Below are 16,997 nucleotides of genomic sequence, written 5' to 3'. Positions count from 1 at the left end.
AGCCAATTCTATTCATCCTTAATGGCGGGTCTGCAGGCTCGCCGTTTGAGAAAAATTATTAGACCGTTTTGTCTATGGAATTTATACCAACAAGTCTACGTTGTGTTAGTTTACAAGCCTATTTACACTCTCATAAACGAAAGCTACCTCGTGAAAAAATTCCGCACTATCGCCAGCGTATTGGGTGCAGCGGCCCTGCTCGCAGGATGCGCAGCGCCCAGCGGCGAACAGGCAGGGGAGGACAGCAACGTCCTGACCTACCTTGAGCCGCAATTCTTCCGCACACTGTATCCACCCGCGGCCGGCTTTTACCCTAATGGCGGCGTGGTTAACCAGCTGACCGACCGCCTGCTTTACCAAGACCCTGAGACTTTGGAGCTCTCCCCGTGGATCGCCACCGAGATGCCCGAGGTGAACAAGGACGCCACCGAGTACACGTTCAACATCCGCACGGACGTGACTTACTCCGACGGCACCCCGCTGACCGCGGAGAATGTGGTGCGCAACTTCGATCTTTATGGCCTCGGCGATAAGTCGCGCACACTGACCTCCTCGGAGCAGATTGCCAACTATGACCACGGTGAGGTCGTGGACGAGGACACCGTGAAGTTCTACTTCTCGGAGCCTTCCCCGGGATTCCTGCAGGCCACCTCCTCTTATAACGCGGGCCTTTTGGCGGATAGCTCTCTAGAGCTCGACGACGAGGGCTTCGGACCGGGCAACGCGAAGAAGGTTATTGGCTCCGGCCCGTTCGTGGTCGATTCCGAGAAGATCGGTACCGACCTCGTTCTCAAGACCCGCGAGGATTACGACTGGGCTCCACCGGCAGTGGAGCACCAGGGCCGCGCCGACATCGATGGCGTGCACTACATCTTGGCTGCAGAGGAGTCCGTGCGCACCGGCGCGATCGTCTCTGGCCAGGCCGATATTGCTCGCCAGATCTCCGCGCCGCAGGAAGGCCTCCTCGAGGACAAAGGCGTGCAGATCATCTCTCACGGCACCAACTCCATTAACAACCAGTTGGGCTTCCGCTTCAACCACCCGTTCCTGCAGGACAAGCGAGTACGTGAAGCCATCATTCACGGCATCGACCGCGAGGAAATCCTCCGCGTGCTCTTCTCTGAGTCCTACCCGCTGGCTAAGTCCTCCGTGGCCCAAACCGGGCTGGGCTTTAAGGACCAGTCGGCGGCGTACACCTTCGACCCTGAGGAATCGAAGCGCCTGCTGGATGAGGCCGGCTGGAAACCAGGCCCGGATGGAATCCGCGTCAAGGACGGCAAGCGCCTAGTCCTGCGTTCGAATACCGCGCTGCCACAGCCGCGTTCCAAGGAAGTCATGACCATGGTCCAAGATCAGCTGGGCAAGCTGGGCATCGCCATCGAGATCAACCCGGGCGACCAGGCAACTCAGAACGCAGATGCGAAGTCCATCGACAAGGTGCAGCTCTATCACATCATGGTGGGCCGCGCGGATTATGACGTTATTGCCTCCATGTACTCGGTGAACAACCGCGACGCCCTGCTCAACCAGGACGAAGAGGGCAATCCTCTCGACGCGAAGCTGGAAGAGCTGCTGGGCAAGGTGACCTCCAGCCCCAAGTCTGAAGACCGTAAGAAGGCCGTCGAAGAGGTGCAGGATTACCTGACCGAACAGGCTTACGTCATCCCGTTCTTCGAGGAGCCGCAGGTCTACGCAGTGGCACCGGAAGTGCACGGCTTTAGCCCCGAGTCCGTGGCCCGCCCGTGGTTCTACGAGGTCAGCCTTGAGCAGGAGGATAAATAAATGACTACCAAGCAATTTGCCGCCCGCATTGGGCAGGCCATCCTGGTGCTGCTGGTGACCTTCACCGTGGCCTTCTTCCTGCTGTCCGCATTGCCTTCCGACGCGGTCATGTCCCGCTACGGCGACCCCGCCCTGGGCCTGTCCGAGGCGGAGATTGCCGCCATCCGTGAGGAGATGGGCGTCGATAAGCCGCTGCTCGTGCAGTTCTTTACCGGCCTCATCGGATTCTTCACCGGCCACTTCGGAAACTCCACGCAGACGGGTGCGGCGGTGTCGACGCTCATTGCCGACGCCCTCCCACACACGTTGATTCTGGCCGTCTGCTCGATTGGCCTGGCCATCATAGTGGCGCTCCTCGTGGCCTTCCTGGCAACTCTGCCGGGACTCGGCGCGATTGCCACCTTCTTCCGTGGGCTGCCTTCCTTCATGGTTTCCCTGCCGGGCTTCTGGATCGGTATCCTGCTCATCCAGCTCTTCTCCTTCCAGCTGGGCTGGGTGCGCATCATTGAGCCTTCCAGCATTGAGGGCCTGATTCTGCCCACGCTGACCCTGTCGGTACCGATGGCGGCACCGCTCATTCAGGTCCTCATTCGCTCCATCGACGAGACGCAAGCGATGCCTTTCGTGCAGGCGGTGCGCGCTCGCGGCGCCTCGGAGTCGTGGATCTTCTGGCGCAACATCTTGCGCAACTCCCTCCTTCCGGCACTGACTATGGCGGGCCTGCTCTTCGGTGAGCTCGTCGGCGGTGCCGTGGTCACGGAGACCGTCTTTGGCCGCAACGGCCTGGGCTACATGACGGCGCAGGCGGTCTCCAACCGCGATACGCCGGTTCTGCTGGCCATCGTCCTCATCGCCGCGACTGCCTACGTCATCGTCAACCTCGTGGTGGATCTGCTGTACCCAGTCCTGGACGTGCGTCTGCGCCGTCCTGCCCAGGATTCTGCGAAAGGAGCCCGTGCATGAGCGCGCCAACATCTAACGCCGTGAACACCGCACATCCGGTCGACGGCAGCACCACACTGCGCCGTAACCGCCGCCCCGTCGGCCGCGCCCAGCGCAACCCGTGGACCAGCCCGGCCTCCATCGTGGCTTCCGTCATCCTGGTGGTGGCTTTCCTCGCCGCCCTTTTCCCGGGCCTGTTTACTAACTCTGACCCGTACGCCGGCACCGACGTCGCGCTGCTGCACCCGAGCTCCGAGCACTGGTTCGGCACGGACGCTGTGGGCCGCGACCTCTACGCTCGCGTGGTCTACGGCGCCCGCCAATCCCTGCTGGGCGCGCTGATTGCTGTGGCCGTGGGCCTCGTGGTCGGCACCTTGCTCGGCCTGCTGGCCGGCTCGCTGCGCGGCGGGGTCGATTCGGTCATTATGCGCGTGGTTGACGTGCTGCTGTCTATCCCCGGCATCTTGCTGTCCCTGTCCATCATCATCGTGCTGGGCTTTGGCTCCCTGCAGGCCGCCGTGGCTGTCGGTGCGACGTCGATTGCCACCTTCGCCCGCCTGGCCCGCTCCCAGGTCATCACCGTGGCTGGCTCCGACTACATCGAGGCCGCCTACGGTGCTGGCGCCACCCCGGCGCAGGTCATGGCCCGTCACATCCTGCTCAACTCCCTGACCCCGGTCATCGCCCTGGCCACCCTGCAGTTCGGTTCCGCCATCTTGCAGCTGTCCATCTTGGGCTTCCTGGGCTACGGCGCCCCAGCGCCGACTCCGGAGTGGGGCCTCATCATCGCGGAGGGCCGCGACTTCATGGCTACCGCATGGTGGCTCATCATCTTGCCGGGCTTGGCAATCGTGGCCGTGGTGGTCTCTGCCAACCGTCTTTCCCAGAACTTCCGAGCGGAGGCATAAAAACTCATGACTGATAACCACACTCCTTTGCTCAAGGTTCGCGACCTCAATGTTTCCTACACCACCGTGGCTGGCGAGGTGCCGGCCGTCCAGGGCGTCAGCCTCGAGGTCTACCCGGGCGAAATCACCGCCATCGTGGGCGAGTCCGGTTCCGGCAAGTCCACCTCGGCGATGGCCGCAATCGGCCTGCTTGCCTCCAACGCGCAGGTCGACGCCGGAACTATCGAGTTCCAGGGCCGCGACATAACAGACCTCGACAACAAGCGCTGGCGCGAGCTGCGGGGCCGTTCCATTGGCCTCATCCCGCAGGACCCGAACAACTCGCTCAACCCGTTGAAGACAATCGGTGCTTCGGTGGAGGAGGGCCTGGCTATCCATGGCGTTGGCACTGCGGCTGAGCGCAAGCAGCGTGCCATCGAGCTGCTCGACCGCGTGGGCATCGACGACCCTGAGCGCCGCTACGGCCAGTACCCGCACGAGCTTTCCGGTGGCATGAAGCAGCGCGTGCTCATCGCGGCTGCAGTGGCGCTCGAGCCCGAGCTCATCATCGCCGACGAGCCAACCTCCGCGCTTGACGTCACGGTGCAGAAGGTCATCCTGGACCTGCTCGATGAGATGCGTCGGGAAACCGGCGTGGGCATCCTGTTCATCACCCACGACCTGGCGGTGGCAGGCGATCGCGCCGACCGCATCGTGGTGATGGAAAAGGGTCAGGTCCGCGAGTCGGGCCAGGCGGCCAGGGTTCTCACTGATCCGCAGCACGCTTATTCACGCCGCCTGCTTGCCGACGCCCCGTCCCTGTCCGTAGCCGACGTCGCCAACGCTAAGCGTCGTTCCGCGCGCAGCACCGAGACCGTGCTGCGGGTGCGTGACCTCACCCAACGCTACGGCGACTTCCTCGCGCTCGATGGCGTGAGCTTCGACGTCGCCAGGGGAACCACCCATGCGCTGGTGGGCGAGTCCGGTTCCGGCAAGACCACCACTGGCCGTTCCATCGCCTTGTTCAACGCGCCGACCTTTGGCTCCATCGAGCTGGCCGGTGCGAATGGCGGCTCCACCGAGCTGACGAAGCTGAAGGGCAAGGCTCTGCGCGAGGCCCGTAAGAACGTGCAGCTGGTGTACCAGAACCCGTATTCCTCCCTCGACCCGCGCCAGTCCATCGGCGACGCCATCGCTGAGCCACTGCGCAACCTCGCGGGCGCGTCCAAAGCCAAAGCGAAGATCCGCGCCCAGGAATTCCTGGAGCTGGTTGCCTTGGACCCGCAGCACTACGACCGCCGTCCGCGGGAGCTTTCCGGTGGACAGCGCCAGCGCGTGGCCATTGCCCGCGCGATGATCGTGGAGCCGGAGTTGGTGGTTCTCGACGAGGCAGTCTCCGCGCTCGACGTGACCGTGCAGGCACAGATCCTGCGCCTGCTGACAGACCTCCAAGACGAGCTGCAGCTGACCTACGTCTTCATCTCCCACGACCTCGCCGTGGTCAACCAGATCTCGGACACGGTCTCCGTCCTCTCCCACGGCCAGCAGGTAGAGTTGGGCCGCACCGCGGACGTCTTTGCGAACCCACAATCCGAGTTCACCCGCACCCTCATCGACGCCATCCCAGGACAGCGTTACCGCGCCGGTGACCTCAATCTGGGCCTGTAAGGGCCCGAAAGTTAAGGAGTTTTCATGGCAGACATCATCAACCAACTAGCCGAGGTCAGCCCGGAGATTGCCGAGCTGCGCTCCCGCCGGCCTGACGCTTTGGCTAACGCGCAGCTCTCCTTCGAGGCACTTCTCGAGCCGGCTGAGGAAGGAACCTTCCCGTTTACTGAGCGCTATGCCGTGGCCGCCTTCGTGGCTGGCATCTACCAGTCCACGAACGCCCGAGACTTCTACGCCGACTTGCTGGCTGACGACGCCCCGGCAGAGCTCAATGCCGCGGTACAAGAGGCCATTGCGCACGGTATTTCCGTCGGCCCATACGCAGATGCCGAGGGCATTTCTGGCGATGCCGCCGGATTCATCACCTTCGAGTCCGTTGCCGGGCTAGGAGAACGCCTCGTTGCAGCCTTCGACTTCGCGCATCTGCTGGTGTTCCATCCCAAGGACGCAGCGCCCGAGGCCATCGGCCAGCTGCAGGCGGCGGGCTGGTCGGACGATGACATCGTCACCCTCGCGCAGCTCATTTCCTTCCTGTCCTTCCAACTGCGCGTTATCCACGGCCTCGTGGTCTTGGGCGGCTCTACGGCTTGTGCTCCGGAAACGGAGAGCAAGGAGGGCGTCGCCAAGCTAGGCTGGCAGAACCACGAACGTACCCTGACCCCGGACGTCCATGCTCCAGAAGGTTTTGTGAACCACTCCCTGGGCTGGAAGCCATGGCTGGCACCGCTGCCCAAGGATGAATTCACCCCAGAGCACACCGACGCGCTGATCCGCCCAGAGCGCATCGACTCCGAGTATTTCCGCCTGCTGGCCCGCGACCCTGCGGCGCTGAAGGCACGCACACTCACGGACCTGGATATCTTCTACAACACTGACGGAGGTATGGGCCGCGCCGAGCGTGAGCTGGCCGCAACTGTGGTCTCCCGCTTTAATGGCTGCGAGTTCTGCGCTTCGGTGCACCAGCAGCGCTCGAAAGACGAGGACGGCGATGCCGATGCCGTGGATCGTCTGCTCTTCGAGGGACTCGACGCAGATCTGGGTTCTGAGCAGTGGGGCGTTATTCGCGACGCCTCCCGCGAGCTGACGCGTACTCCGTTCGCTTTCAACTCCGGTTGCGTGGCCAAGCTGCGTGGCGTCGGATTCGATGATTTGGCCATCATCGACCTCATCAACTCCGCCTCTTTCTTCAACTGGGCCAACCGCCTGATGCTCACCATCGGCGCACCTGACGTGCCAAAGCGCTACCGTTAACAGCACATACGACGAGAAGGAGTAAACCATGACCACCTCGAAGATTGCGGTTGTAACAGGTGCCACCGGCGGCATGGGCCGCGAAATCATCCTTGACCTCGCGCGCGACCACCACGTGTATGCGTTGGGTCGCCGCGCAGACGAGCTCGCAGGCATGGACAACGTGACCCCAGTTGCCATCGACCTTGTGGAAGCTTTGGACAAGGACGAAGAGGAAAACATCGGCCTGCCGGAGCTCGACCGCGTGGACGTCCTAGTGCATGCGGCGGCACGGGCGGACAAGTACTCCGTGGAATCGGTGCGGCCGAAAAACTGGCGCGAGCAGATGGATCTCAACGTCCACGCGCCTTCTGAGGTCACCCGCCGCTTGCTGCCGCAGCTGCGCCAGGCGGAGGGCATCGTGGTGTTTATCAACTCCGGAGCTGGAATTCATAGCTACGGTGACAACGTGATTTACTCGGCCACCAAGCACGCTTTGTACGCGCTTGCCGACGGCCTACGTATTGCCGAGTCTGCCATCCGCGTCAGCACTGTCTCGCCGGGACCGACTGACACCCCAATGCTAAAGGGACTACAGGATTACGACCCTGCCCATGCCATTGCACCTATTGAAGTAGCAAAGGCAATTCGCGCTGCAGTGGATGCGGGACCTTCAACGCAGCTTACTGAGATTCGGGTTCGCCCACGTATTGAGCTGGCGTTAAGAAAATAAATGAAGTAACCATACTAGTTGTGGAAGTCACAGCTCCTCGACATGCGATTTTCCGAGAGGTCGGTAAGATCTGGGAGCTGTGACTGAAACCACCCGCCGCAGGCCGGCTTATTTGACCATCGCGGATTCCCTGCGCAGCAGGATCGAATCCAAAGTTCTCAAACCCGGCGAGCGATTCCCCACCGAACGCGAACTTGTTCAAGAGTTCGGCGTCGCCCGCATGACCGTCCGTCATGCGCTCGACATCTTGCAGATTGAGGGATTGATTGATCGCAAGCGCGGTCGCACCGGTGGTACCTTCGTACGCGCTATTCCACCGACTCTGAGCCTCACCAGCGAGCACGGAATCCTACAGCAGCTCACTGAGCGCGGATTTAAGACGCGCGTGGAAGTTATCTCCCTCGATAAGCTCGAGGTTCTTTCTCACGTGGCTGGAACCCTAGGTGTGGAAGATACCGCGTTAGTGTGGGAGCTCAAGGGTGTCCACTACGTCGACGAGACCCCAATCAGCGTCACCAAGGTCACTATCCCAGTCGAGCTCGTACCGGATCTGGATGAGCATGAACTCAACCAGCCACTGCTGCCACTGCTCGAGACCTATGGACTCAAGTCTGTGTACAAGCGCGAAAACATCATTGCCGCCACTGCCCGCGCGGAGGAGCAAAAACTTTTGGGCGTGGGCCGCTCTCACCCGATGCTGCGCTTTAGCCGCATCATCAAGGCAGCTGATGACACCGTCATCGCCTTCCAAGAAGAAACGCTGCGCTCCGACGTCGCCAACGTCGAGGTTGTCTTGGGCGAGGATCCTTCCCACCAAAAGAATCCCCGCACCTCGACTAGCGCCAGCTTGTCCTGACTAGCGCCAGCTGGCGCTAGTCAGCGTCTACTGCGCGGTTACGCAGCGCACGCGCCATGCGGTCGCGCTGCTCGGTCACGGAGCGGCGCAGGCCGCCCGCCAGATCGCGCTTGAGGAACTCGTCGGCCTCATCCAGGGTCTCCTGCGAGATTGCCCACGACGGGAACAGGCCGGTCACGGAGGTCAGGCCAATCTCGGAGGACTGGGAAGACCAGACCTTCTCCGCCACGTCGAAGAACTCTGACGTCGGCAGCAGCTCATCGGAGCCGGGGTAGGTGAGTCCCTCAAGCTTCGAGGTCAGCTCGCGGTTGGTGAGCTCACCGGCCACGATCTCATCCCACACCGCACGCTTGTTCTCAGCAGTGTTGACAGCCGCGCGCGCACGCACCGCAGCCTGGTAGCCGGTGGCGGAGTTATCGCGAGCCAGCTGAGCGTCTACAGCAGAGGAGACGTCGCCAAGCGCGCCGTCGGCAGCCAGCGCCGCGATGGCGTACCAACGCAGGCCCTCGTCGTCCGAAGACTCCAGAACGTCCTGCAGAAAAGCGCGGGTGCCATCGGTCAGGCGAATCTTTGCCAGCGCCTGGGCGAAGATAATGGAGCGCTCCGGATCGGAATCCTTGGTGCCTTCGAGGAGGGCGTCAGCAAGCACGGTGCTCTCCTTGGCCCACGCTGGATCCGCGTAGTTGGACTGTGCGGAAGAGGCCTGCTGCAGGATGCGCTCGAGCACAGCCAGCTCGGTCTCCGCAGCCGCGCCACGTGCCACCAGCGCCACGAAATCGCGCGCCTTCATCGCACCGCCGCGGGTCATCTCCCAAGCAGCGGACCAGCACAGAGTGCGCGCTAATGGGTCCTCGAACTTGTCGATGTTGCCGATGAGGAACTCCAGAGAACCCTCATCCAGGTCCAGCAGCGCATATGTGAGATCATCGTCGTTCGGCAGGATGAAGTCGATGTCCGCGCGCTTCTTGCCCACGAGTTCGGCAATCTCGGTGCTTGCGCCGTCGATGTCCATCTCGATGCGATCGGTGCGCACGACCTTGTCGCCCTGCAGGGAGTACAGGCCCACGCACACGCGGTGGGTGCGCAGGGTATCGCCGCTCTGTACCAGCTCAGCGGCGGTGATAATGCCTGCAGAGTCGGTCTCGGTGTGCACGCTTAAGCTGTTGATGCCCGTGGTCTTGAGCCACTGCTGCGCCCAGAAGGACAGGTCGCGGCCGCTGGAGGTTTCGAGTGAGGAGAGGAGGTCGTCGAAAGTAGCGTTGGAGTACGCATGCGCTTTGAAATGGCGGCGCACGCCGGCGAAGAAGTTCTCGCGGCCCACGTATGCCTGCAGCTGCTTGAGCACGGACGCGCCCTTGGCGTAGGTGATGCCGTCGAAGTTCTGCTCCACGGTCTCAATGTCAGAAGCATCGGTGGAAATCGGGTGCGTGGTGGGCAGCTGATCCTGCTGGTAGGCCCACGACTTCTCCACGTTGGCGAAGGTGACCCACGCGGTGTCGTACTGGGTTTCCTCAGCCTGGGAGATGGCGGCGGACCAGGTGGCGAAAGATTCGTTGAGCCACAGATCATCCCACCACTCCATGGTGACCAAGTCGCCGAACCACATGTGAGCCAGCTCGTGGAGGATGGTGTCCGCGCGGCGCTCGTACTTGTAGTGGGTGGCCTTGGAGCTGAAGACATATTCGTCGCGGATGGTCACGCAGCCTGCGTTCTCCATGGCGCCGGCGTTGAACTCTGGCACGAAGATTTGGTCGTACTTGCCAAACGGGTACGCAAAGCCGAAGTTGCGGTGGTAGAAGTCGAAGCCCTGCTTGGTCTCGGTGAGGATGCGCTCGGCATCGAGATGCTCCGCCAGGGAAGCGCGGCAGTAGACGCCCAGCGGCACTTCGAGCTTCTGCGCTGGGTTGCCCTCTGGGTGTTCGCTCAGTTCGCCGGTCCAGGTGTCGGTGACCTCGTAGTAGGGGCCAGCGCACAGGGCGACCAGGTAGGTGGACAGCGGGTAATCGATCTCAGTGGACCAAGTCTGGGCGCCGTTTGCGCCCGCCGTGGTCTGGGTGGGGCCGTTCGTGATGACGGTCCAGTCAGCTGGGGCATCGAAAGCCAGCGAGTAGGTGGCCTTCATGTTGGGCTGGTCGAAGCAGGCGAACACGCGCTTGGCGTCGGCGGTCTCGAACTGGGTGTAGAGGTAAACCTTCTCATCTGCTGGGTCTACGAAGCGGTGCAGACCCTCGCCGGTGTGGGAGTAAGGAATCTTGGCTACGACCTTGAGCTCGTAGTCAGCCACCTGTAGGCCCGAAAGGGGAACGCCGAACTTGGCCTCATAGGCGTTGGTGGGCAGGGGAGCACCGTTGAGGCGGAGCTCGAGGAGTTCCTCACCGCGCAAGTCGATGAAGGTGGATCCCGCTTGCTTGACGTGGAAAGACACCACGGTGGTGGAGATAAAGTGCGTCTCCGAATCCGTGAGGTCTAGGTGAACGTCGTAGTGCTTCACGTCAATCATCTGCGAGCGGGCGTTTGCCTCCTCGCGGGTGAGGTTGATCGAGGTCATTGGGTGTGCTCCTCTGCTTGGTGAATAAGCTTCTGCATCAACCTTAGTCGTGCGCCTAGGGTGGGAAATCGTCAACTACCAATGAATTTTTGATTGAAGGAGTCAGCATGGCTGAAACCGTGAAGTTTTGGTTCGATTGCACGTGCCCGTTTGCGTGGGCGACCTCCCGCTGGATTAAGGAAGTAGAAAAGGTCCGCGACATCGAGGTCACCTTCGAACCCATGTCGCTGTCCGTGCTGAACGACGGCCGCGATCTTGATCCCGGCTACATGGAAATGATGAAGGCTAACTGGGGCCCTGCCCGCGTTGCCGCAAAGGTGGCGATTGAGGCCCCAGAGAAGGGCGATGCTTATTACACCGCGATGGGCACCCTCATCCACGGCAAGGGCCAGGGTGGCAAGAAGGGTTACGGCGCCTACGACGAGATCATTGCGCAGGCGCTTTCCGACGCTGGCTTGCCCACCGAGTTCGCTTCCGTTGCGAACACCGAGGAAGTGGACGAGCAGCTGCGTGCTTTCCACAACGCCGGTATTTCTGAGGTCGGCGACGAAGTGGGAACCCCAGTGGTCAAGCTTGGCGATACCGCTTTCTTCGGCCCAGTTATCACCCGCATCCCAGAGGGCGAGGAAGCCGGCGAGATCTTCGACGCCGCTGTCCGCCTGGCGCAGTACCCTTACTTCTTCGAGATTAAGCGCACCCGCACCGAGTCCCCGCAGGTAATTGAAGATTAATTCCTGGCCTTGGACTCTTGGGCCGGCTTGAGGCTGGCCCACGCAGTGAAGGACAACACTGCTGAGAAGACCGTGACGAATGGTATGAAAAAGCTCAGCAGGGCAAAGCCCCCGGCACCCACCATGAGGTTCCGGGGCTTCGTGCTGTCTGTGCTCATTGCCGTGACCAGTGCCAGAGCGGCCATGACAAAGGGGGCGATGCGTGAGACGACGATCATGGCAGCGCGCGCAGTCTCCGGCGAGACGCTGAGCGAATCGAGGCGCTCCTGGAACAAGAAGGTCCACAGGACCTCGACCAAGACCAAGACGATAAAGGCCAAGCCGATGGCGAAGTAACGCTTGCCGGTGCGGGAAGGCTCGTTGAGGTGCAGATACGTGATGGAGAGGAACAACAGAACCAGCAACGTGGCTATGGGCGCCACCATGCCTGCGATGTTGATAATGGGCAGCGTCATCTGCGCGGAGTATTCCTCCCACGCTGAGTGCGCCCAGGTAGCCCACGACGCCGCGCCAATCAGTGCGGTAATTCCCACCCGGAGGTCACGGTGTGCGGGGAAGCAGTAGAACGCTCCGAGCACGATGTGGGTGAGGGTAATCAGGATAGTGCCCACGAACGGCCCCACAAAGGGCGGAAGAATGATCGGAAAAATCGCTAGCAAGAACACGCTGGCGATGAAGATGCTAATTACTAGTTGGGTGGCGAAGCGTTCATTCATGGGGGGCGCTGCCACCTTTCATCTGAGGTATCCCCGGAGGCATCTCTTAACGGGGGGTTGATTATTGCTAGAACGTCGATCATAGCAACAGGGTTGCTCGCGGGACTGTAGTATCTGGGGCATGCGCGTTTATCTAGGAGCAGACCATGCAGGTTTCGAGACGAAGAATGTCATCGCCGAACACCTGAAGAAGCAGGGCCACGACGTTATCGATTGTGGCGCACACGTTTATGACGCTGAGGATGACTACCCAGCATTTTGCATCGAGGCAGCACTGCGTACTGTCAACGACCCAGGCTCCCTCGGCATTGTCCTTGGTGGCTCTGGCAACGGTGAGCAGATTGCAGCGAACAAGGTAAAGGGCGCTCGTTGCGCTTTGGCGTGGTCCCCAGAGACCGCCCGCCTGGCTCGCGAGCACAACAATGCACAGATCATCGGCATTGGCGGCCGTATGCACTCTGAGGAAGAGGCGCTCGCTATTGTCGACGCCTTCCTTGACCAAGAGTGGTCCGCTGCTGAGCGCCACCAGCGCCGCATCGATATCCTTGCAGAGTACGAGCGCACTGAGATTCCACCGGAGATTCCGGAGGTTTAAGAGCCCTTTAACTTCGCCGCACTTAAGAGAAAAGCGTTCCCTAAACCATTGTGGTTGGGGAACGCTTTTTGCGTTTAGCACGTCCTACTTGACGTGGAACTCGTTCGGGTGCGGACCGCCGCGGCCTTCCTCGCCCAAGTCGAGGTCGGTGATTGCCGCCATCTCGTCCTCGGTCAGTTCGAAGCCGAAGACATCGAAGTTCTGCGCAATGCGCTCCGGGTTGGCGGACTTGGGGAACACAATGACGCCGTTTTGCAGGTGCCAACGGATGATGACCTGGGCAGGGGAGACGCCGTATTTCTCAGCAGGCTCGGTAACTGCGTCGACCTCGAAGAGGTCCGTCTGGCCCTGGCCCAATGGGCCCCAAGCCTCGATCTTTACGCCGTGGGCGCGGAAGGCGTCCAGCTCGCGCCAACGCTGCAGGTAAGGGTGCAATTCTACTTGGTTTACCACAGGGGTGACGGAGGTGTGGGTTTCTAGCTGCTCGAGGTGCTCCAGCTCGAAGTTGGAGACACCAATGGACTTGGCCTTGCCGGTCTTCTGCAGCTCAATCATCTGCTTCCATGCCTCGACGTAGTTGCCGTCTTCCGGGCATGGCCAGTGGATGAGGTAGAGGTCCACGTAGTCGAGGCCTAGCTTCTTCAAAGACTCGTCGAGTGCAGCAGCGGCATTGGTCTGGCTGTCATTCCACAACTTGGTGGTGATGAAAAGCTCCTCGCGCGGGATGCCGGAGTTGGCGATTGCGCGGCCTACGCCTTCCTCGTTGCCGTAGACGGCAGCGGTGTCGATGTGGCGGTAGCCCACGCGCAGTGCCTCAGCGACGAGATCCTCGGTCTTGTCTGGGTCGACTTTGAATACGCCGTAGCCCAGCTGCGGGATCTTCTTGCCGTCGTGCAGTTCAATCATTGGTACAGTCATGCGGCCCAGACTACGTGCATTTGCCACGGCTTGGCAGGCGCCACCGAATAAACACGGTTTATCCACGGGAAAAGCCCCTGACCATGTGGTCAGAGGCTCCTTATGAATCTATTAGCAGGGCGTTAAAGCGGCATCTAGAAGTCGAAATCGAAGTCGAAGAGTCCGCCGCCGTCGCCACCATCGTCGCCACCGAAGAGGCCGTCGAAGAGTCTGCCGCCGTCACCGTCGCCGCCCATGTCGCCGCCCATGTCGCCGCCGGCATCTCCCATGTCGCCGCCCATGTCACCGCCGAAGTCGCCGCTTTCAGCTGCAGCAGCGGAGTAACCGATGCCCGACATTCCAGCGAACATAGCGTTGAACATCATGGAGTAACCCACCATCCAAACACCGGTGCTAAGAGCATCGGCCCACCAAGGGCGGGAGTACCAACCGGCCGGAACCGGGCGACCCGCGACCATGCCACCTGGGTAGTAGTTAGGGGTCTCGTTGGATGCATAAGGCGAGGCAGTAAGGGGCTCACCATTTGCTTCAACGGTGCGGCGCTCGGTGACCTTACCGGCCTGGCGCTGACCCTCTAGTGGCGGCAGCTCGGGGCCGGGGTTCATGCCCATGATTTCGCGTGCAGCGTTGACGTAGTGCATGCCCTCGAGCGCAGACTCGCGGGCCAGGTTTGCCTGTTTAACAGTGGTGGCTTGCGAAATTGCTGAGTTCGCAGCGGTAAAACGCTCGGATGCGTCGGCCATGGCCTGCATCGATGCAGTGTCGGTTCCGGAAATCTGCATCACCTGGCCGCCAAGGCGCTCGGTCCAGCGGCGGGCATCGGCGAGAGCATCATCAAACTTCTGTGCTTCGAGCTCAGCCTGCTTCTTCTTATTGCCGCGGGAGGCCAAGTATGCAGCGCCGCCGCCGAGGACGAGGATTACGAGGATTACGAGGAGTAGTGACACTTAAACTCACTTCCGATTTCTAAAGATTCAATTTCGCACTTACCGACACAACGCTACCGCCTCGCAATTAGTTCCCCGCCAGATCTGCCAAAATCCGCGCTTAATCTGTGGAGTTGGGTGCACCGAAGCCAGCCGCGGGGCGCCGATTAGTGGCCCCAGTTTCCTATTCTCGGCCGCGGTGCGCTAAAGTAGTCCGCACGTCAAACATCGCAGGATGTAGGACTGTGGGAATGTCGTATAGTGGCTAATACCTCAGCCTTCCAAGCTGAAGACGCGGGTTCGATTCCCGTCATTCCCTCCAAGTTTCACCGCTCGGCCTTCTCAAGGCTCGGGCGGTTTCTGCGTTCTGGGGGAGGGGCTGGCGCCTGGCTGCTGGGGCGGCTGGATGCCCAGACCCTAAAGGTCCTTCTCTAAAGGTACTTTTACGAGTACCTGCCGTTGCATGGCAGGGCTTTATGGTCCCTTTACCCCAAAAAGGGACCAAACGAATGGGGCCAAACCAAAGGGACCACTTTGTCCCGCGTCGAGTACTGCCGCTACGGCAGACATTGTCTGCGATCAATCGCAGGGAATTGCACACCTCATTTACGCCTCTCCAGGCTCGCAAGAAACGGCTTAAGGCAAGCAAGTTGCGGACGTATTCGCGGCACAAATTAAGGCCCAATAAACTGGGAAAACTCGCTTAAGTGGGGGTCGGTGTTAGGTCAATTAGCGATATGCCGGTACACTAACCCGAGTAAGCAACGCAGCCACGGCGAAAAGCATGAAATGTTTGGAGACCGTGGAGGCCTACATACGGGGCGTGGCGCAGTTTGGTAGCGCACCTGCTTTGGGAGCAGGGGGTCGCAGGTTCAAATCCTGTCGCCCCGACGTATGGGGGTCTGAAAATACCCTTAAAAGTATTTTCAGACCCCTTATTTACATTCTGAACCAATTAATGCCAGGAGAGTTTCTCGTGAAGACCACCGTAGACAAGCTGAGCGATACCCGCGTCAAGCTCACCGTCAACGTTCCGTTCGCTGAGCTGGACAAGGAAATCGACCAGGCCTACGCGGCGATCGCGCAGCAGGTATCTATCCCGGGTTTCCGCAAGGGCAAGGCTCCGCGCCAGCTTATCGACGCCCGCTTCGGCCGCGGCCCGATTCTCGAGCAGGTTGTCAACGACATGCTGCCAACCCGCTATGAGCAGGCAGTTCAGGAGAACGAGCTCAACGTTATTGGTCAGCCAGATGTTGACATCTCCAAGATCGAGGACAACGACTTCGTCGAGTTCACCGCTGAGGTTGATGTTCGCCCAGAGATCACTGTTCCGGACTTCTCCAAGCTCTCCGTTACCGTTCCAGCCATCGAGGCTAAGGACGAGGACGTCGACAAGGCTCTTGAGGAACTAGCTTCCCGCTTCGGTGAGCTCAAGGACACCAAGCGCAAGATGAAGACCGGTGACTTCGCCATTATCGACATTGTCGCTGAAATCGACGGCACCAAGCTGGACGAGGCTTCCTACGAGGGCATGTCCTACCAGATTGGTGACGACGACCTCATCAAGGGCCTCGACACCGCACTGCGCGGCATGAAGACCGACGAGGACACCGAGTTCACCTCCACCATCCAGTCCGGCGAGCACGCTGGCGAGGAAGCAACCATCAAGGTTCACGTTCAGCAGACCAAGGAGCGCAAGCTTCCGGATCTGGATGACGAGTTCGCACAGATGGCTTCCGAGTTCGACACCATGGACGAGCTGCGCGAGTCCACCAAGACCCGCGTTGAGGAGTCCAAGAAGGCTGAGCAGGCTGCCAACATCCGCGACGAGGTTTTGAAGGCTGCCCTCGAGGGCACCGAGTTTGAGCTTCCGACCGCTGTGGTTGACGAGCAGGTTCACGCACAGCTCCACCAGATCCTGGGCCAGCTGGCACACGACGAGAAGGCTCTCGCCCAGCTGCTCGAGGCACAGGGCACCACCCGCGAGGACTTCGATAAGGAAGCTCGCGAGTCCGCTGAAGAGTCCGTCCGCACCCAGCTCTTCCTGGATGCTGTCGCAGACGAGGAGCAGCCTGTGGTCTCCCAGCAGGAGCTGACCGACCACATCCTGTTCACCGCTCAGTCCTACGGCATGGACCCGAACCAGTTCATCCAGCAGCTCCAGTCCAACGGCCAGATTGCTAACCTCTTCTCCGACGTCCGCCGTGGCAAGGCTCTTGCAGCCGCTATCTGCCGCGTTGACGTGAAGGACGAGGACGGCAACAAGGTTGACGTTGAGCAGTACTTCGGTGAGATCGAAGAAGAGGGCCCTGAAGATGCTACCGAGGAGAAGTAGTTTTCTTTCGTAGCGAGCGGTTTCTAGCGCACTAGCAAACCCCGGATTCATGAATGAGTCCGGGGTTTGCCTGATCGTGAACGCCCTCTAGAGATGTGCTGTGATGTCTAGTGACTTCTTGGACTCGGAG

14 protein-coding genes and 2 tRNA genes are annotated in these 16,997 nt (G+C 60.8%); 12 read left to right on the top strand and 4 right to left on the bottom strand.

The genetic code is table 11. The features are described 5' to 3' along the window. Positions 1 to 21 precede the first annotated feature (21 nt). The 7 genes from HMPREF3153_RS09520 (at position 22) to HMPREF3153_RS09490 (ending at position 8,098) form a co-directional block, all read left to right on the top strand. Positions 22 to 1,782, top strand: a complete 1,761-nt coding sequence (locus tag HMPREF3153_RS09520; RefSeq protein WP_083281002.1) for a TIGR04028 family ABC transporter substrate-binding protein — start codon at positions 22 to 24, stop codon at positions 1,780 to 1,782. After that, complete coding sequence (locus HMPREF3153_RS09515) at positions 1,783 to 2,745, top strand: ABC transporter permease (RefSeq protein WP_070420677.1); 963 nt, start codon at positions 1,783 to 1,785, stop codon at positions 2,743 to 2,745. It abuts the gene before it with no gap. Then, positions 2,742 to 3,632: an ABC transporter permease gene (locus tag HMPREF3153_RS09510; RefSeq protein WP_070420676.1), complete on the top strand. Its 891-nt coding sequence runs from the start codon at positions 2,742 to 2,744 to the stop codon at positions 3,630 to 3,632. The genes HMPREF3153_RS09515 and HMPREF3153_RS09510 overlap by 4 nt, the downstream gene beginning before the upstream one ends. A 6-nt stretch (positions 3,633 to 3,638) precedes the next feature. Continuing rightward, on the top strand, positions 3,639 to 5,279 hold the full coding sequence (locus HMPREF3153_RS09505) for a dipeptide ABC transporter ATP-binding protein (RefSeq protein ID WP_070420675.1): 1,641 nt from the start codon (positions 3,639 to 3,641) through the stop codon (positions 5,277 to 5,279). A gap of 24 nt (positions 5,280 to 5,303) precedes the next feature. Further along, positions 5,304 to 6,530 carry an alkylhydroperoxidase domain protein gene (locus HMPREF3153_RS09500; RefSeq protein ID WP_070420674.1) on the top strand — a complete coding sequence of 409 codons (1,227 nt, stop codon included), beginning with the start codon at positions 5,304 to 5,306 and terminating at the stop codon, positions 6,528 to 6,530. A 28-nt stretch (positions 6,531 to 6,558) separates the two neighbouring features. Beyond that, the gene (locus HMPREF3153_RS09495) at positions 6,559 to 7,242 is read left to right on the top strand and encodes an SDR family oxidoreductase (protein WP_070420673.1); all 684 of its coding nucleotides are present in this window, start codon (positions 6,559 to 6,561) and stop codon (positions 7,240 to 7,242) included. 79 nt (positions 7,243 to 7,321) lie between these two features. Continuing rightward, positions 7,322 to 8,098, top strand: coding sequence for a GntR family transcriptional regulator (locus HMPREF3153_RS09490; protein WP_005530963.1), 777 nt, complete (start codon positions 7,322 to 7,324; stop codon positions 8,096 to 8,098). A gap of 16 nt (positions 8,099 to 8,114) precedes the next feature. Here the strand turns inward: HMPREF3153_RS09490 and pepN are convergent, their stop codons facing one another. Further along, positions 8,115 to 10,646: an aminopeptidase N gene (gene pepN / locus HMPREF3153_RS09485; protein ID WP_070420672.1), complete on the bottom strand. Its 2,532-nt coding sequence runs from the start codon at positions 10,644 to 10,646 to the stop codon at positions 8,115 to 8,117. A 107-nt stretch (positions 10,647 to 10,753) separates the two neighbouring features. Between pepN and HMPREF3153_RS09480 the strand changes: the two genes are divergently transcribed. After that, positions 10,754 to 11,377 (top strand): mycothiol-dependent nitroreductase Rv2466c family protein, encoded by a 624-nt coding sequence (locus HMPREF3153_RS09480; protein WP_070420671.1) that lies wholly within the window; start codon positions 10,754 to 10,756, stop codon positions 11,375 to 11,377. On the opposite strand, the gene HMPREF3153_RS09475 is transcribed toward HMPREF3153_RS09480, so the two are convergent. Beyond that, entirely contained in the window at positions 11,374 to 12,093 is a 720-nt protein-coding gene (locus tag HMPREF3153_RS09475; RefSeq protein ID WP_052953144.1) for a hypothetical protein, read from the bottom strand. The genes HMPREF3153_RS09480 and HMPREF3153_RS09475 overlap by 4 nt on opposite strands. A gap of 121 nt (positions 12,094 to 12,214) precedes the next feature. Here HMPREF3153_RS09475 and HMPREF3153_RS09470 point away from each other — a divergent pair, with 121 nt between their 5' ends. Beyond that, positions 12,215 to 12,688 (top strand): ribose-5-phosphate isomerase, encoded by a 474-nt coding sequence (locus HMPREF3153_RS09470; protein ID WP_070420670.1) that lies wholly within the window; start codon positions 12,215 to 12,217, stop codon positions 12,686 to 12,688. 84 nt (positions 12,689 to 12,772) lie between these two features. Here HMPREF3153_RS09470 and HMPREF3153_RS09465 read toward each other — a convergent pair whose 3' ends face one another. Both HMPREF3153_RS09465 and HMPREF3153_RS09460 read right to left on the bottom strand, forming a co-directional pair. Beyond that, positions 12,773 to 13,606 (bottom strand): aldo/keto reductase, encoded by an 834-nt coding sequence (locus tag HMPREF3153_RS09465; protein ID WP_070420669.1) that lies wholly within the window; start codon positions 13,604 to 13,606, stop codon positions 12,773 to 12,775. Positions 13,607 to 13,740: 134 nt separating this feature from the next. Then, entirely contained in the window at positions 13,741 to 14,553 is an 813-nt protein-coding gene (locus HMPREF3153_RS09460; RefSeq protein WP_070420668.1) for a DUF4349 domain-containing protein, read from the bottom strand. A 226-nt stretch (positions 14,554 to 14,779) separates the two neighbouring features. On the opposite strand from HMPREF3153_RS09460, the gene HMPREF3153_RS09455 reads away from it, so the two are divergent. The 3 genes from HMPREF3153_RS09455 (at position 14,780) to tig (ending at position 16,867) form a co-directional block, all read left to right on the top strand. After that, positions 14,780 to 14,854 (top strand) — tRNA-Gly (locus tag HMPREF3153_RS09455). Between the two features lie 495 nt (positions 14,855 to 15,349). Beyond that, positions 15,350 to 15,423: transfer RNA gene (locus HMPREF3153_RS09450), tRNA-Pro, on the top strand. Between the two features lie 85 nt (positions 15,424 to 15,508). Then, complete coding sequence (gene tig, locus HMPREF3153_RS09445) at positions 15,509 to 16,867, top strand: trigger factor (protein WP_070420667.1); 1,359 nt, start codon at positions 15,509 to 15,511, stop codon at positions 16,865 to 16,867. Positions 16,868 to 16,997: the final 130 nt, after the last annotated feature.

Source organism: Corynebacterium sp. HMSC06C06 (assembly GCF_001807295.1).
In the GTDB taxonomy this organism is placed as follows: domain Bacteria; phylum Actinomycetota; class Actinomycetes; order Mycobacteriales; family Mycobacteriaceae; genus Corynebacterium; species Corynebacterium striatum.
The sequence above is the reverse complement of the archived record's forward strand: the minus strand, read 5'-3'. Positions and strand labels throughout refer to the sequence as shown.

Excerpts from the sequence above, each read along its gene's own strand:
- pepN (WP_070420672.1), bottom strand. The coding sequence starts at position 10,646 with ATGACCTCGATCAACCTCACCCGCGAGGAGGCAAACGCCCGCTCGCAG.
- HMPREF3153_RS09520 (WP_083281002.1), top strand. The coding sequence starts at position 22 with ATGGCGGGTCTGCAGGCTCGCCGTTTGAGAAAAATTATTAGACCGTTT.
- HMPREF3153_RS09480 (WP_070420671.1), top strand. The coding sequence starts at position 10,754 with ATGGCTGAAACCGTGAAGTTTTGGTTCGATTGCACGTGCCCGTTTGCG.
- HMPREF3153_RS09465 (WP_070420669.1), bottom strand. The coding sequence starts at position 13,606 with ATGACTGTACCAATGATTGAACTGCACGACGGCAAGAAGATCCCGCAG.
- HMPREF3153_RS09475 (WP_052953144.1), bottom strand. The coding sequence starts at position 12,093 with ATGAATGAACGCTTCGCCACCCAACTAGTAATTAGCATCTTCATCGCC.
- HMPREF3153_RS09470 (WP_070420670.1), top strand. The coding sequence starts at position 12,215 with ATGCGCGTTTATCTAGGAGCAGACCATGCAGGTTTCGAGACGAAGAAT.
- HMPREF3153_RS09515 (WP_070420677.1), top strand. The coding sequence starts at position 1,783 with ATGACTACCAAGCAATTTGCCGCCCGCATTGGGCAGGCCATCCTGGTG.
- HMPREF3153_RS09510 (WP_070420676.1), top strand. The coding sequence starts at position 2,742 with ATGAGCGCGCCAACATCTAACGCCGTGAACACCGCACATCCGGTCGAC.
- HMPREF3153_RS09500 (WP_070420674.1), top strand. The coding sequence starts at position 5,304 with ATGGCAGACATCATCAACCAACTAGCCGAGGTCAGCCCGGAGATTGCC.
- HMPREF3153_RS09495 (WP_070420673.1), top strand. The coding sequence starts at position 6,559 with ATGACCACCTCGAAGATTGCGGTTGTAACAGGTGCCACCGGCGGCATG.
- HMPREF3153_RS09505 (WP_070420675.1), top strand. The coding sequence starts at position 3,639 with ATGACTGATAACCACACTCCTTTGCTCAAGGTTCGCGACCTCAATGTT.